Raw genomic sequence first — 16,508 nt, 5'->3', positions numbered from 1 at the left:
GCCGAAAACCGGGAATCCCTTCACCCGGCTGGACTGGCAATCATTTTGAGGGGTTCGCCTTGAAGGGGGCGTTATTAGCACTTCGACCCATAATAAAAAGCGGGTGGCAGAGATAGATTTACCAGATACGGTAAAAGCTTTGCGTCCACTGCTAGAAGAATTCCAACGGTTTAACAAGCTGTCACAAAGACAAGAAACTGAATGGTATAGGCGCTGCTTGGATAGTCCCGCACTTGAGCGCTGGCGGGCCAATAAACTTATTAAGAAAGAAACCATAGAGCTTAAGTTTCCTGTCGCGGCGGCGCGGGCTTATTCCGCCTTGTTCGAGATTCTTCCAGAAAATATCCCCCACTGCTTCCCCTCCCGAGTGATAGAAGTTTCAAGTGCGGCAAGAAATTTAATGGACTTATTGCCTGACCGTTCAATACTTCCAGGAGACGCGCAAAACCCCAGTTTCATCGGTGGGTTAAATTCCCTTAGTCGCTGGATGCCTAGCGATTTGCAGGAAGGCGTTTCCGCAAAAGGAAACGCGCTTAGACGCTGGATGACTCGTAAGATAGTCGAGGAAATTTACCGTTGGCTTGGAGTATTTCCCCCGTGTGGCGTGGTGTGCGATCTTATCGAATTTGGTTGGCCGGGAACGCCAGAGAAATCTATCCGCAGAATGATGACAGACAAATTTTTGCACGAGGTAAAACAAGCCGCTAATACCAAATTTGAATACGAAACTAATAGTATGACGATAGCCCATCAAGCAATGACCAAAGCTTCTATAAATGCGTATCGAGAGACCCGCGAAGTTGAGGCCGTGCTTGAGAAAGCCGACCCGCCATCAAGTGATAAGGCGATTATCGACAAAATGGAACAATTATCCTTAGAGCTTCTTAATGAAGACCTGCGGCAACGGGCTATGTCCTTTATGAGAGTGCTGCACGATGCAGCCAGTTATCCACAGGAGGGCGAAGACCAGGGACAGTAAATCCCCGATTTCCGACTTTTTGTGTCCTTTTCTAAGCGGGGGTGAATTGCCATACGTAGGATTACCCAGTCGAATCCAATTAGACGAGGTTATCCCATGGCAAACCCAGCCACCCAACCGGGCGCACAGCCCACCCTGAAAGACCGCCTTTCAATCAACCTGGACGATTACCCGGATTCCCATTTATTCGGGGATACCGAGGCGGCGGCGGTACTCGACACCGCCCCCGGCACGCTGTCGGTTTGGCGCTCAACCGGGCGCTATAACCTGCCCTTCGTGAAGATTGGCCGAAAGGTTCGATACAAAGCCGGAGACTTGCGGGCTTTTCTGGCAAAGCGCACCGCCACCCACACCGGGCAACAGGGGACGGCAGCATGAACACGGGCCATCGGCAACGGTGGCACGCCCGACCGGCGCGGATAAACGCCGGAAATGGAAAAGGCCGGGAAGCACTGCGAATGCCACCGGCCTTAAGTAATCCACCAACACATACTTGGTGAACGAGATGAATTATATCCCTCGAAATGGGGTAAGGGCAGTCATTGCCCGAAATCCCATCGACATCATTCTTCCCCGCCTAGAAGGCCACGGCTTGCGGCAACGCGGGCCGGATAAGTGGGTTTTCCGCTGTCCGGTCCATGATGACCGCACCGCCAGCGCTGGACTCCGGGAAATGCCCGATGGGGCCATCCTGATTCATTGCTTCGCGGGTTGTTCCGTGTCGGCCATCGTTTCCACCATTGGCTTGACCCTTGCCGACCTGTTCCCGCCCCGCCTCGACCTCGACCCCGATAAACCCAAGCCCAAACCGCCCCGCTTCACGGCGGCGGACCTGATCCGCACCGCCGCTTTTGAGGCGCGGCTTGTCTCGCTCTGCGCGGCTGACATCCTGGCGGGAAAGCCGGTCCCTGAGTCCGACCTTGCCCGCATGGCGCAGGCCATAGAAGCGCTATCGGCGATTCATCAGGAGGTGGATTATGGGCATTGCTGACAGGACCGAAGAAAACCTTAAGCGTGCCAAGGCAACAGGGGAAAAGCTAAGGGAAGCGCACCAAGACGCCTACGACCCGACATCCGACCTAGAAACGGACCCGAACATTTCCCCACCCAAGCCAACCGAAGCCATGTTTTACGGCCTTGTGGGCGATGTGGCGCGGGCGGCGGCGAAAGATACCGAGGTCAACCCGGTAGCCGCTGGAACGGCCTTCCTGTCGTATCTAGGGGCCAATATGGGCCGGGATGTTTATTTGCCCGTGGGGAACACGTTCCACCATCCGCGACTTTTCACCCTGCACATAGGCCGATCCGGGCGCGGCAGGAAAGGCGACGCATTGAGCCTGCCGAACCGGGTTCGGGCGCGGATAGAAGAGGTTCATTCCCTGACACCGGGCCAATATCACAGCGGCGGATTATCCACCCGCGAGGGTTTGGCTTGCCTTATCCACGATGGGTACAAGCAAGGCAAGGATGAGATACCGCCGATTGATGACAAGCGCCTGTGGGTTGTCGAATCGGAATTCGCGAATGTGCTGCATCAAGCCCGGCGCGATGGAAACACCCTTTCCGCCGCACTACGTGACGCTTGGGACGGTGTTTCCATCCGACCGGCCACCAAGTCGGCGCGGATATGGGCGAGTGACCCACATATCGGAATCCATGCCTGTATCACCCCGTCAGAACTTACCGGCCTGATTGAATCCCGCGAGTTATCCAACGGATTCGCCAATCGGTTCTTGATGGTATGGGCGGAAAAAACCGGGAATATCCCCTTTCCCAAGGCCACGCCGAAACACGAGGTTGATGAATTCGCCAACCGCACGGCACGGGTTATTAAATTCGCGAAGGGGGGGTATCCCGCCAGCAAGAACAGCCGGGAAATGCAGCTTAACGAAGCCGCGAGGAACCTTTACAGCGAGGTTTACACCAGGGAATTAACCAAGCCGGACACGTCTGAACTCATCACCGGCTTACTTGAACGGCAAGCCCCCTATGCCCTGCGGCTTGCCATGATATTTGCTTTGACCGATGGAGGCTTGACCATCGAGCCGAAACACCTGGATGCGGCGCTGGCTTGGGTTCGGTATGCCCGCCAATCCGTGCGCTTCGTGTTCGCTTCGGCGGCGCGTGTGGTCGAGTCCGAAGAGAAGGCCGAAGCGGCGCGGAAGATTCTGGACTTCCTCAAAGACAAGCCGGAAGGGGCAGACCGAACGGCCATCATCAACGATTGCTTTCAAAAGCGCGGTTCCGCCGCACGCATTGATGAAGCCTTGCGCGGCCTATTGATGGCGACCCCGCCCCGGATCGAATTGATTCAAAAGCCCCGCGAGGATGGGAGGGGCGGGAGGAAGCGGCAAATTTATAAGCTCTGCGGAGTTTGCGGAGTTTCGGAATTTGGCTTGCCGCATGGCTTTAAGCCTTCGGAGTTTGGCGCGGAGTTTGGGGGCGATTCTGCGGAGTTTGAGGAACCCGGCTTTTCGGTCGAGGGCGGGGCGTTTCAAACTCCGCAAACTCCGCAACCGTGCGGAGATTGGGAAACCCACGCTACAAGCCAAACTCCGCTATCTCCGCAAACTCCGCACGCTTTGAAAGAAAAAGGGGCGCGGTTGGTGACGTGCTGGGCTTGCGGCCATTGGCAGGGCCGATGCGCCGAAGGCGAGAACGCCACCGACCCCGAGTTTCTACGAACCTGCCCCAAGTTCGCGGAAATCACCAGGGAGGCGGCGGCATGAGAACCACAGACAAGCTCGAAGAGCAACGCGGTAACACGGGCAACGAGGTTTAAAGCATGGCAAAAAGCAGCAACAAGGCAGAGCCAACGGTAGAAGAGGATAAAGCCCTATTGGCGAGGGCACAGACAACCCTACGCCCGAGCGCCAACGCGGCGGCGGTGATAGCCGACTTCGGTAAGCCGTTTGGCGACCAAGATTTCACGGCGCTTATGGTGCAACTCATGAAGAGTTCCGAAGCGTTGAAGGAAAACGACTTGAGCCGTTGCGAGGCCATGCTGTTCACCCAAGCCCACGCGCTGCAATCCATTTTTATGAATTTGGCCCGGCGGTCGGCGATGAATCTGGGGGAACACATGAAGGCGACCGAAATGTATATGCGCCTCGCACTCAAGGCGCAGTCGCAATGCGTGCGGACCCTGGAAGTGTTGGGCACGCTCAAGAATCCGCCCAACGTGGCTTTTGTGAAGCAAGCCAACATCGCCCACGGGCATCAACAAGTGAACAACGGCGCGGCAGCACCGGCACAAGCCCCAAGCACACTATTCCCAGAGAAAACCGTCAATAACCTGTCTGATAATGAAACCGAGCCATTATACTTGGGCACGCACGCGCACGGGAAAACCGAAAACGCGCCAAACGAACTATTAAGCCCGCTCGCACACTCACCCCCGTAACGGGAAATCACCAAACCTATCGGCATCGGGTGGGCACAAGAACAACCATAAGGAACCTGCCCCATGGCCGACGATTACAGCCGCTATACCTACCCGGATAAGCTTCTGAATAACCCACAAGTCGGGATAGCAACGCCCGAGACGGACAAGGCGGGGGAGCAAACCCAATACGTCTACGATCCACATATCGCCCCGAGCTTGAATTTCGATTCAAATCGGGCGGCTTTGGAGAGGTTGCTTAATGAAGCGTTACCGCCCCCCCTGCCCGATGATGATGAAGCGAGGGAAGCCGCGAAGCGGGAACGGGAAGCATTGAAAGCGGCTTTGAAGGCGGTGGAAGACACCTTGCCCCCCGAACAGGCTGGGGCGCTCAAATCCCGGCTGGAATATCTGGATAAGCTCGAAGACACCCTTAAGGCATTGCACGCGGCGCAGCGGCCTTTCCTGGAATGGACCGGCAAGGCGGAGCGCACCAGCTTTGATGTGCCGACCGTGAGCCTACACGTCCATGAACGCATCGACACAGCGGTAATTTTAGAAAACGCCCGCAAGCCCGGCACGGAAGCGCCCGCACAGCCGGATATGTTCAACGATCCTTTCCCGGAAACCCCTCTACGCGAGGACATCGAGTTTTATAAGCACGAACGCGGCTGGGCGAACCGGCTGATTGCGGGTGATTCCCTGTTGGTAATGAATTCCTTGCTGGTTAAGGAACGGATGGCCGGGAAGGTGCAGATGATTTATTTCGATCCGCCCTACGGTATCAAGTACGGCTCCAATTTCCAGCCGTTCGTGAACAGGCGCGACGTGAAGGACAGGGCGGACGAGGATTTGACCCGCGAGCCGGAACAAATTCGGGCGTTCCGGGATACCTGGGAATTGGGTATCCATTCCTATCTGACCTATTTGCGGGACCGACTGAAACTGGCGAAGGATTTACTTACCGAAAGCGGAAGCGTGTTTGTGCAGATTTCGGACGAGAATTTGCATCATGTGCGGGAATTGATGGATGAGGTTTTTGGGCAAAGGAATTTTGCGGGACTCATTACTTTTCGGAAGACCTCGGGTTTAACGGCGGACAGGCTTGCCCAAAATGCTGACTATCTTGTTTGGTATGCTAAAAATATTAATAACTTAAAGTTTCATCCCCTTTTTTCGGAAAAGGGACTCGATAGTGATCTTGGATTTTATGCATATGCTCAGTCGCCAAATGGTAATAGGAAGAGACTCGCAAGCAACGATATTGGCAAAGCAGGCTTTCGACCATACACAGTTAGTGACCTGACAAGCAGCCATGATTATTCGCTTGGAAGGGTTAATTTTGAATTCGATGGTGCTATTTACTCGCCAGGAGCTAGATTTTGGACGACCTCGCCTGATGGAATGTCTCGATTGGGTAAGGCGGCTCGAATCCATAAAAGCACGAACAGCGTTAGGTTTATTCGCTTCCTTGATGACTTCCCTGTTCAGCCACTGACCGCGAATTGGACCGATACGATTACGGGCCAATACTCAGAGCTGCGTATTTACGCAGTTCAAACTGCTACAAAGGCCATTGAACGTTGTATCTTAATGACCACCGATCCCGGAGATTTAGTATTCGACCCGACCTGTGGTTCCGGCACCACGGCCTATGTCGCCGAGAAATGGGGTCGCCGCTGGATAAGCTGTGATACTTCCCGTGTCGCCGTAACCTTGGCCCGGCAGCGACTTTTAACCGCCAGCTTTGATTATTACCCACTCAAGTATCCGCAAGAAGGTGTGAAATCCGGTTTCATTTATAAAACCGTGCCCCATATCACCCTGAAATCCATCGCCAATAACCCCGAAATCGACGAAATTTACGAACGCGACCACCCCAAGATTGAATCCTCGCTGAAAGCTTTAAACAAAGCCACCAAGAAAACTTTGCAGGAATGGGAAGTCCCGTTTGATTTTCCTGCCGAATGGCCCGAAAAGGCACGGGAAGCCTTCAACGCCTTCCACGCGGCAAGGCAAGCCATGCAAAAGCGCATAGATGAATCCATCGGCAGCCGTGCCGATCAAGAAACCCTTTACGACCAACCCAAGATCGACAAGAAAAAAGCCCGAGTGACGGGACCGTTTACCGTCGAAGCTGTGCCGTTCCCCACTGTGCTGACTCTCGAAGAAAACCCAACCTTCCCGGAAGAAACCACGGCGGTTGCCCGTAGCGGCGAAACCGCCCGCCAACACCGCTGGAAAGATGAACTCATGGCAACCGGCATTCGGGGCAAGAACGGTCAAACCTATCGGTTTGCCGACTTAATGACCTTGGTCGGTACGACCCATTTACACGCGGTCGGCACGCTCAAAGACAGCGGAGAACCCATAGCGGTGTCATTCGGCCCGGAATTCGCGGCTTTGACTAAGGAACAGGTTTCTCTCGCCCTCGAAGACGCTCAACGCTTGGTGCCAAAACCCAAATTCCTGATTTACGCAGCGTTCAGCTTTGATCCGGCGGCGGTGCTGGAAATCGACGAAACCCATTGGCCGGGTGTGACCTTGCTCAAAGCCTTAATGAACGATGATTTGCACACCGAAGACCTAAAGAAAAAGCGGTCTTCTGACGATTCATTTTGGCTTATCGGACAACCTGAAATCACCTTGGCCCGAGTTGGCGACGACGAATGGCAAACCGAGGTTCACGGTTTCGATTACTTCGACATCGGCAAGGGCGAAATCCGACCCGGTAATAAGGGCAATATCGCCCTTTGGTTACTCGATACCAACTATAACGGGCGCTCATTGCATCCGTCGCAAGTGTTTTTCCCAATGGCAGGCACTAAAGACGGTTGGTCACGACTGGCGAAGAATCTTAAGGCGGTACTCGATGAATCACGTATCGGAGCCTATCACGGCACGGAGTCGCTACCTTTCAAAGCTGGAAAATATCGCCGTATCGCGGTCAAGATCGTGGACGACCGAGGTATCGAGTCTTTAGTGGTGCGGGAGTTGAAAGGATGACCGAGGCCCGCGAATTTATCGACCGGCTTATCGTCAATACTCCCTACGACCCGCCCCAACGCCATTGGGAACAAACCGACGACAAACGCTTTGCGCTAATAGAGAAACGGCGTCCGGCGGGATATTTCATCACTGATACCCGGAATAACACCAATCGCTTTGTTCCTCTCGAATTGGCGCAAAGCATTCGGCAGCGGATGGAGGAATGGCGGGCGGCTGATTATCAGGGCGCGACGACAGTTACTAAAAGCCTATTGGCCCATTGGCATAATCGAGAAGAGAGGGAATATCCGTTTTATTTCTGTCAGTTGGAAGCTATCGAAACTTTGGTGTGGTGGGTGGAAGCCCCGGTTTCCTTCAAGCAAGGCATCACAATTCCTGGCGATGGCGGGCCGTGGGAACGGCTTTGCAATAAGATGGCGACCGGCACCGGCAAAACCACGGTTATGTCCATGATTGTGGCTTGGCAGGTTTTAAATGCGCTGACTTACTCCGACAGAAAAGAGTTTTCCCGTGCCATCTTTATCGTTACACCGGGATTAACAGTCAAAGAGCGCCTACAAGTTTTATACCCAAGCCATCCAGACAATTATTACGACGCCTTTGAGGTAGTTCCCGCTGCTTATCGGGACCGACTAAATCAAGCCGTCATCCTGATCGAAAACTGGCATTCCCTCATGCCCCCAAAACCCCCGGAACGGTCAGTCGTCAAGAAAGGGCGGCAGAGCGATGAAGCCTTTACCCGTGACGTGCTGGGAGTTTTGGCCGACTACAAAAACCTTGTGGTTATCAACGATGAGGCTCACCACGCCTACCGTATTCCGGCTGAGTTAAAAACTAAGCGTATTTCCGGCTTAAGCAAAGAGGAACAGGAAGAGGCCACCCGCTGGATTGAAGGTTTGGACCGCATCCATAAAACCCGGCGGATATTGCGTTGTTTCGACCTATCCGCCACCCCGTTCGCCCCGACAGGCAAGAAGACCACGGAAGAAGCCCTGTTTCCTTGGATCGTTTCCGATTTCGGGCTGAACGACGCCATTGAGACTGGCTTAGTAAAAACCCCGCGTATCGTGGTGCGGGACGACGCTTTGCCGGTCAAGTGGAAAGGCACAGATTACCGCCCCCGTCTCTATCACCTGTACATGGACAAAGAGGTGAAAGACGACCTGAATTCCAAAGCCGAACCGGATCAAACCTTGCCCCCGCTGGTGCAAATCGCCTATACCCTGTTAGGAGCCGATTGGCTTGAAACCTTGAAGGCATGGGAGGCGAACGGCCACGCCATACCGCCCGCAATGCTGACCGTGTGTAATCGCATCGAAACCGCCCGACGTATCGAGCATTTCTTCCTTAAAAACGATTGCCTAATCCACGAACTGAACGACAACGGGCGCGTATTGCGGGTGGATTCCACCTTGCTGGACAAAGCCGAAGTTGGGGAAGAATCAACCAAAAAAGACGAAGCCTACGAAGGGCGATTGCGGGAAATCGTCGAGCATTCCGGGCTTGACTCAAGGCGGGAGGCCGAATGTCTAGGGCTGAAAAAGGAAGAGCTATTACGCGCCATTGTGGACAACGTGGGCAAGCCTAAGACGCCGGGACAACGGGTTCAAAACGTCATTTCCGTGGCGATGCTTTCCGAGGGTTGGGACGCCAAGAACGTGACCCATATCTTGGGATTGCGGGCATTCACCAGCCAATTGCTATGTGAACAGGTAGTCGGTCGAGGTTTGCGACGCACAGCCTACGACAAAGATGAGGAAGGCCGGTTTAAACCCGAATATGTGAATGTAATTGGTGTGCCGTTCACTTTTCTGCCCATTGAGGGCAGCGGACCACCACCACCACCGCCCACCCAAAGAACCCCCGTAGAATCTTTGCCCGAACGAGGGGAATACGAAATCCGCTGGCCGAATGTGCTACGCATCGAGCAAGTGCTTAACCCGACCCTAACCGTGGAGTGGTCCAACGTGCAGCCTTTGGAGCTACAGCCACACATGACTCCCACAGCCGTTGAAATGGCACCGACGCTGCAAGGCATTCAGGACGTGACCAAAGTCACCCCTATCGACCTGCAAGAGCTTGTGCGTAATTTCCGGTTTCAGCATCTTGTTTTCCACGCCAGCCGTAAGGCTTACGAGCGCCTACGTTCCAAAGCTTGGGAGGGCGAAAAGCATGTTCTGATATTCCAGATTATCCGCATCGTTGAGCAATTCCTAAATTCTGACCGAATTGTGATTCCAAGCCTGTTTCATCAGGAAGAGCTACGTAAACGGGTTTTGCTGGCGATGCAAATAGATCGTATTGTCGAGCATATTTGCCGGTTTATCCGCCAATCCAATACCCAACGATTAGAACCCGTCTTTGATCGGGATTACCCCATCGGCTCCACCGCCAATATGCGGACTTGGTACACCTCGAAGCCCTGTCATCCGACGCAAAAATCCCAAATCAGCCAAGCCGTATTCGATAGTAGTTGGGAGTCGCAAGCCCTTTTTGACTTGGATCGCAGTGAATTTGTCGAGGCTTACGTCAAAAATGACCACTTGGGATTTAGCGTGCTGTACCTGTTCAACGGTGCCATGCGGAAATACTTTCCCGACTATCTGATCCGCTTGAAAAACGGCAAAACCCTAGTGTTGGAAATTAAAGGCAAGCCCAACGACGAAAGCCGGGCAAAGCGTGCCGCGCTGGCCGAATGGGTGGAAGCTGTCAACGCGAAAGGCGGATTCGGGGAATGGTGCGAGGACATCGTGGATCAAGCCTCATTGATTCACGACGTGCTGAAAAAGCACGGGGAATCGCCCCATGCGTAAATGGACCGTAGAAGAGCGCCAAAGACAAGCGGAGCGGGTACGCCGTGGCGACCTTGGGAAAATTCAACCGGGCCGAGAACCGAGGCAGGAAAGGCTATCGCTTCAAGGAATGCCGACAAGGGCGGACAACGGCCTTTCTTGCGCCAATTGAGCCGGGCACTACGGGAACAGGGGCGGGCGCTTAACGAATGGCGGGGCGGGAGTTAAATCAACGCCATGCCCCACACCTACACCAAGCGCCCACCCGGCGCACCAGTTACGACGAATGCCGAGCGGATCAAGCGCTACCGGAAGCGGCAGAACGCCAAGGGAAAGCGGGCTGTTACCGTCTGGCTTGACGATGAAACCATCCTGGCATTGAAACCCCACATCCGGCCTTATGGCGAATACCTAAGCCACGCCATCGCCCGGCTATTGAAGGAACACGCGGCCAATTTCCCGAGATAGCCGGACCCGTCCCGCGTGCGCGTAGTGGGGTGCAATATTTCGCGAAATTACGGAGCGGGGCGGCAATGCTACCAATTGCTACCATCCGGCGATGTCAATAATTGTCAATGTGGGGCAGGGCTTAAACTCCCCGAGATGCTATCAAAAGCTATCAATCCGCCCTTTTTTACCGTGTAAGAGAAAGCCCGCCAGATGTTAGGAAATGCTAGGAATTTTTAGGGGCGGACCTTAACAAAACTTAACACCCCCGCCAGTCTATTTCCGGCTATTCCAGCCTATTGCGGAAATAGCCCCGGCCTATTCGAGTGAATAGCCGGGAATACCAGCATTTACCAGGGCGCGGCGCTGGCCTTTTTTACCGTGCGAGAGAAACCCCGCCCCATGGTTGCCGAAAAGTCGGGCTTTCTCACTTCCTCCCACTTTGAGACCTTGCCGGGCGGATGGCGGAAGCCAACCCCATGCAATCACCAGGAGCGCCCACCCTTCGCCCTGGCCTTCCGCCGCGTTCAACTGTGCGAGTTGTGCGAGACCTGCACCGCCAGCACCGAGGGCGCGGCTTGCCGAGTCGTAGTAGCAGCAACCCATAGAGGCGCGAAATTTGGCCGAAAGCCGCGAGTCCTTACGCCCCGCGTTCGGCCACCCGTGGGAAGTACCTTGACCACGGCGCGGCGCTGGACTTCCACCATTGGGGAAAGTCTCCAACCCGTGGCACCGGGTTTGATGGACGTGGGCGCGGTGCTGGTTTCTTTTTCGCCAGCAACCTTTAGGTTACTTTTGTGGCACCGGCCTTGATGGGCGTGGGCGCGGTGCTTCTTTTCGCGGCGGAATTTTACGCCGTCAGAATTCGGTGGCACCGGCGCGGCGCTGGCCTTCGATCCGAGCCGCCAGCTAACCCCCGCTAACCCGCCAGACTTCGCCCACCCATAGCGCCATCGCGCCCACCCTGCCAGCCTGTTAGAAAACGTTCGTTTTCCAACACTTCAAAAAAGGCCGTTTTTGCCTGTTGGAAATCTAGGGTTTTGACTTGATGACAGACCCGAGAAAATAACACCCATTCCTAACAGGGCATAACCAAGGGCAACGGTCCTTAATGCAGCAATACGGGGAACAGTCTCGAATGGATGGGGCGGGCTGGCCTCACGGGCACGGGCTTGGAGCTTTCGCGGTCGATCCCGCCGGGCTGTGGTGCAAGGGGCTTAACGGGCTTTTCTAATCGCGGAACCGAAATCCGCGCCTATGCGTTGCCAATCGGAGCGCAAGGCGTTTTGTTCTGAAAGGGAGGGATGGGCTTTCTTGTGAGGGGAAGGCGGGGGCGGGAAGGACGAAAGCGCCAAGCCATGCCAGAAACCACGCCAAAACGCCTTTTTGGCTTGTTCGCGGCTGTTCATGGTTGAACCCTCAAAGCTCCAATGGGGCCGGTAAATCTAGCAAAAACCTATTGCCGATGGCTGGCTTAATGACCCGGTAGCACCGTTCTGAGGTAGCACCATGGTAGCACCAACAAAAAAGGCTTACCGGATGAACCGCGTAAGCCTTTGTTTTGTTTGGCTCCCCCGGACGGACTCGAACCGCCGACCCGGTGATTAACAGTCACCTGCTCTACCGACTGAGCTACAGGGGAAAAGTTTTTTCCACAGTAACAAAAAAAGTGGCGCGCCCGGAGAGATTCGAACTCCCGACCACCTAGTTCGTAGCCAGGTACTCTATCCAACTGAGCTACGGGCGCGCTGTGGAAGTGCGTATTTTGTCTTTTTAACCGTGACTCGTCAATAAAAATTCTTTCCAATGTCCTGAGCCATAAATTATCCGGGCTAGTGGCCCATAATTTGCCGGGGCAAGCTAGAGAGCGGCCATCCCTAAATCACTCAAAGGTCAGGCGGAACCTGAAGTAAGTAGTGACAGCCAGCGAAAACGTGTAATCATTTCATGTATTCGTCTTATCTATCGTTGGGCTAGCGGGCAAGGCATGTTTTTCGGATTCGATTTTCTGCTGAAGTGGCGACCGGGCGCGGAGGAATTCACCGCGCCATTGGCCATTCCGCCGCCGTTCCAATCCAAGCTCGACCGTTTCTCCAAAGGCATCGACAACGCCCATATCGACGTGATTCTCAGCGCTAAGCTGATGGAATCCGCCCGTCAGCTCATCCGCGCCATGATAAAGCACGATGTTAATGAAACCCTGGCTTGGGGTTGGGACTGGGTATTGCCGCCCGGCCCGAAGGACATCGAAAGTTTCCAGCAAGCCTACGTGGGCGTGATGGAGGCGGCTGTCGGGACGGCCCGCCAGACTTCCCGCCGCGAGTTGGTGCAGCTCGTTGAGTTCGCCACCCTCAAATTCCTGCTGGTCTCGATTGGCGAGGAGGTCGAATCATTCCGTGAGGAATTGCAGCAACAGCGGAGCTACGGCCAGCCCACCAACCGCAAGGCGGTGCCTATCCATGACCGGCTGGCGGCATTCGCCCGCGAAATTCCCACCTTCCGTCACCGAGTGGCCGACCGGCTGTTCGCCCACATCTTGAAGGTGGAGGCCACCACGCTGCGCCGGTTGCGCAAGTCTTTGCTGGGGCGCTCCTGGCCGGTGCCCCGGGAGGTGCTGTTCAACCCCCTTTTGCGGCTGCCCAGCCTGTGGCACGAGGAATTGTTCATGCGCGACTATCCCCTGATCGGGGCCAATCGGGAGAGGCTGGAAGAGTTCGCGGAAGTGAACCAGGTCATCACCGGCTTGTTCGCCGAGTATTTGCCGGACTGGGCGCAGCCGCCCGCGCTGCCCGAGGCGCCGCCGGACGGCAAGTTCACCTTGCGGCTGCGCACCGATCAGGGGACGCTGCCGGGCTTCCTGGAGGTGGAATTGCTCCTCAGTCGATCCTTGCGGGAGGAGGAATTCCAGCGGGGCCGCGCCAGTTGGCTCGACGATCCGGCCAATATGGAGCGCATCATGCGGAGCCACGCGGCCCGGCAGGTCGATCAGCGTAGCGACGACACCCACCAGCCCTTGCCCATGCCGCCGGACAATAAGCAACGCGCCGCTTTCCGCGTCCAATTGGTCAAGGAGGCTCAGGCGCGGTTCAAGTCGCTGGGCTTGCTGAGGAAAATTCAGGCGGCCCAGATGGCGCCGACGATTTTCGAGGAGCTGCATGGTCAGGTGCCGGTGCGCTTGATCATCGAATACCTGGAAGGCGGCGTTCCCCGGCGCAAGATGGCGAAACGGCTGGCGAACACGAAGACCGTCATCCATGCCGATGCGGTGTTGAAGCGCCTGGAGGCGGGGGAGTCCGCCCTCCGCCATCTGAGCGCGGCTGACCAGGGCCGCTGCCTCATCGACTTCATGACCCGCTTCGCCGCCTTGCGCCGCGACCTCAAGCTCGCCTACCGGGCCTATTGGAGCATGAACCGGATTCGCCTGTTGACGGAGCCATCCCATATCGAACTGGCCCGGAGCAATCGCACCCTTCACGAATTCGTGCTGCCGGAAGAGCAGCTTACCGGCCAGCAGGAGATTCGCGGCCACGCCATCCTCAAGGCCGACTTGCGGGGTTCGAGCCGGATCATCAAGGAGTTGCGGGAGCGCAACCTCAATCCGGCCACCCACTTCAGCCTCAATTTTTTCGGCCCCATCAACAGCCTGCTCGAACGCTTCGGCGCCAGGAAGGTGTTCGTGGAGGGGGACGCGGTGATTTTGAGCCTGTACGAATACCGGGGCGCGCCCCACGACTGGCTGGCTTTGTGCCGCGCCGCCGGGCTGGCCCGCAAGATATTGGATGTGGTGGACACGCAGAATGCCCAGAACCGCAAGTACGACCTGCCCGAATTGGAGCTTGGCCTGGGCATTGCCTGGCTGGGGGAAGCGCCCGCCTTTCTTCACGACGGCGACCACGAGATCATGATCTCCGCCGCCATCAACCGCGCCGACCGGCTGTCCTCCTGCGCCGCGTCCCTGCGCCAGACCAGTTTGGGGCGGACCCTGCCGCGTGGGGTCGAGGTGGTCGTGCCGGTGGATCAGGGCATCATGCAGAAGGACAGCGGCGACAAGCTGCTGCGCTACAACGTCAACGGCATCGAGCTGGACCCGGCGGCGTTTCCCAAGCTGCGGGAGGAGTTGGTGCTGCATACGGTCGAGTTGGATTTGCCTCAGTACGGCCCGCGCAGCCTGTTCCATGTGGGCCGCTATCCAGACAAGACCGGGCTGACGCGGTGGTTGATTGTCCGGGAAGCGCCGGTGCGGCGATGGGTGGGCGACGATGTGGCGGGTGATGACGCGGAAGGCCGGATGTTCTACGAAGTCGTCACCAGCCGTGAGGTCATGGGCAAATTGAAGGAGAAGCTGGCGACCCTGGCCCACGCCGCTCGCCAAGAAGCGGCCAAGGCCAGCCCGTCCCGGCAGCCTCATTCGGAGCCTAGCGAATCCACCTTGCCGTAGATTTCGCTCGATGCCCGCTCGCAAGAAAGGCCGATAAATCAAAGGATGCGCGAGGCGATCCGACCACTCCGTTAGAGTGCCGAGGCGATGCTATGATGGCGCTTCCCCGTTTATCATCGCCTAAAATCAATGGCTTCCATCCTTCTCGACACCTTCGATTTCGCGGCCAAGCTCAAGGCTGGCGGCTTCACCGAGCAGCAGGCCGAGGCCCAAGCCCGGGCCATTGCCGAATTGGTGGAAAAGCAATTGGCGAACAAGCGGGAAATTGAGTCCCACCGGGCCGATATTCAGCGCGACATCCTGGAATCGGAAAACCGGCTGGAGGCCCGCCTCAAGGAATTGGAGTACAAAATCGAATTGCTGCGTGGCGAAACCAAAAAAGATGTCGCCGAAATTAGGAGAGACATGGCCGAAGCCAAAGCCGAATTGATCCGCTGGGTCGTGGGCGTGGGCGTGCTGCAATTCACCCTTATCGCAGGCCTCTTGTTGAAGCTGGCGGACAAACTCTGACTACCCACTCGCCAGGAAATACCGCGTCAACGCTTCCGCGTCGAACTTATCCACCACGAAAAACGGCTCCCGCCCCCGCTGGGCGCACAGATGAATCAGCGCCTCCCGCCGTGCCGCGAACGCTTCCCGGAATTTCTCCCGCAGACTTGGCCGCATGAACAGCCGCCGCCGCTTCCCGGTCTCCGGGTCTTCCACATAAACCAGCCCCCACGCTGGCAGCCGCTCGTATTCGGCGCTGTCCCACAGTGCCACCGGCACCACGTCGTGGCGGGCTAAACCGCCCAAAAGGCTGTCCAGCCGTTCCAAGGGGAAATGAAAATCCGACACCAGGAACACCAAAGCCCGTTGCTTGCCGAGGTGTTGGGCCACTTCATCCAAGGCTTGGGCCGAGCGGCCGGCGGGTTCGAGTCCGCGCAGCCGTTCGTAGAGGTCCGGGGCCGCGCCCTTGTGGACGCGCAGCGGCAGGAGCAAATCCCAGCGGATGATGTCATCGGCGGCGACAAAGCCGAAGCTGTCGCCGTTACGGTAAGCGGACCACGCGGCGGCGGCGGTGAATTGGGCGAGATTTTCCAGCTTGCTCGCGGTCCCGTGGAAACCCATGGACGCGGACAGGTCGGCCACGACAAACACCGGAATGGCGCTACGCTGCCGGAATTGGCGCACCATCGGCTGGCCGAAGGGATCGTGTAGGCTGGCGCGGATGTCGAGGTGGCGCGGGTCGGGATTAGCAATGAACGGGACATGCCCGGCGAACTCGTGACCGCCGCCCAACTGGCCGCTACGGTGGGTGCCCGGATGAACGCCCGGCGCTCGCCAGCCGACGGTGTAATGGAATTCGGGGATCATAGGGATGGCGTTAGGGCGTTTTCATTTTGCGTGTGCGGGCGGGATGCTGGTGGGAGTGGGCTTCAGCCCACGATCAGGCGCGGCTATCGTGGGCTGAAGCCCACT

At 56.6% G+C, this 16,508-nt stretch carries 11 protein-coding genes and 2 tRNA genes; 10 read left to right on the top strand and 3 right to left on the bottom strand.

Annotation, left to right across the window (positions count from 1 at the left end; genetic code table 11):
• The first annotated feature begins 103 nt into the window (after positions 1-103).
• The 8 genes from ACXWUF_RS01690 to ACXWUF_RS01655 all read left to right on the top strand — a co-directional run bounded on the left by ACXWUF_RS01690 (position 104) and on the right by ACXWUF_RS01655 (position 10,630).
• Positions 104-979, top strand: coding sequence for a hypothetical protein (locus ACXWUF_RS01690; RefSeq protein ID WP_458492916.1), 876 nt, complete (start codon positions 104-106; stop codon positions 977-979).
• Positions 980-1,075: 96 nt separating this feature from the next.
• Positions 1,076-1,357, top strand: coding sequence for a helix-turn-helix domain-containing protein (locus tag ACXWUF_RS01685; RefSeq protein ID WP_458492915.1), 282 nt, complete (start codon positions 1,076-1,078; stop codon positions 1,355-1,357).
• Positions 1,358-1,484: 127 nt separating this feature from the next.
• Complete coding sequence (locus ACXWUF_RS01680; RefSeq protein WP_458492914.1) at positions 1,485-1,970, top strand: hypothetical protein; 486 nt, start codon at positions 1,485-1,487, stop codon at positions 1,968-1,970.
• 133 nt (positions 1,971-2,103) lie between these two features.
• On the top strand, positions 2,104-3,708 hold the full coding sequence (locus ACXWUF_RS01675) for a DUF3987 domain-containing protein (protein ID WP_458492913.1): 1,605 nt from the start codon (positions 2,104-2,106) through the stop codon (positions 3,706-3,708).
• A 56-nt stretch (positions 3,709-3,764) separates the two neighbouring features.
• On the top strand, positions 3,765-4,382 hold the full coding sequence (locus ACXWUF_RS01670) for a hypothetical protein (RefSeq protein ID WP_458492912.1): 618 nt from the start codon (positions 3,765-3,767) through the stop codon (positions 4,380-4,382).
• Between the two features lie 63 nt (positions 4,383-4,445).
• A complete protein-coding gene (locus tag ACXWUF_RS01665) occupies positions 4,446-7,367 on the top strand; it encodes a site-specific DNA-methyltransferase (protein WP_458492911.1) in 2,922 nt (973 codons plus the stop codon).
• A complete protein-coding gene (locus ACXWUF_RS01660; protein WP_458492910.1) occupies positions 7,364-10,183 on the top strand; it encodes a BPTD_3080 family restriction endonuclease in 2,820 nt (939 codons plus the stop codon). Before ACXWUF_RS01665 ends, ACXWUF_RS01660 begins: the two co-directional genes overlap by 4 nt.
• A 216-nt stretch (positions 10,184-10,399) precedes the next feature.
• Positions 10,400-10,630, top strand: coding sequence for a hypothetical protein (locus ACXWUF_RS01655; protein ID WP_458492909.1), 231 nt, complete (start codon positions 10,400-10,402; stop codon positions 10,628-10,630).
• Between the two features lie 1,545 nt (positions 10,631-12,175).
• Here ACXWUF_RS01655 and ACXWUF_RS01650 read toward each other — a convergent pair.
• Both ACXWUF_RS01650 and ACXWUF_RS01645 read right to left on the bottom strand, forming a co-directional pair.
• Positions 12,176-12,251 (bottom strand) — tRNA-Asn (locus tag ACXWUF_RS01650).
• A 28-nt stretch (positions 12,252-12,279) separates the two neighbouring features.
• Positions 12,280-12,356, bottom strand: a tRNA-Arg gene (locus ACXWUF_RS01645).
• A gap of 240 nt (positions 12,357-12,596) precedes the next feature.
• Between ACXWUF_RS01645 and ACXWUF_RS01640 the strand changes: the two genes are divergently transcribed.
• Both ACXWUF_RS01640 and ACXWUF_RS01635 read left to right on the top strand, forming a co-directional pair.
• Entirely contained in the window at positions 12,597-15,047 is a 2,451-nt protein-coding gene (locus ACXWUF_RS01640) for a hypothetical protein (RefSeq protein ID WP_458492908.1), read from the top strand.
• A gap of 129 nt (positions 15,048-15,176) precedes the next feature.
• On the top strand, positions 15,177-15,557 hold the full coding sequence (locus tag ACXWUF_RS01635; protein ID WP_458492907.1) for a DUF1640 domain-containing protein: 381 nt from the start codon (positions 15,177-15,179) through the stop codon (positions 15,555-15,557).
• Here the strand turns inward: ACXWUF_RS01635 and ACXWUF_RS01630 are convergent, their stop codons facing one another.
• Entirely contained in the window at positions 15,558-16,403 is an 846-nt protein-coding gene (locus tag ACXWUF_RS01630; RefSeq protein ID WP_458492906.1) for a DUF58 domain-containing protein, read from the bottom strand.
• Positions 16,404-16,508: the final 105 nt, after the last annotated feature.

The organism is Methylomagnum sp., from assembly GCF_054333355.1.
Note: the sequence above shows the minus strand (reverse complement) of the source record. Positions and strands in the feature narration are given on the sequence as shown.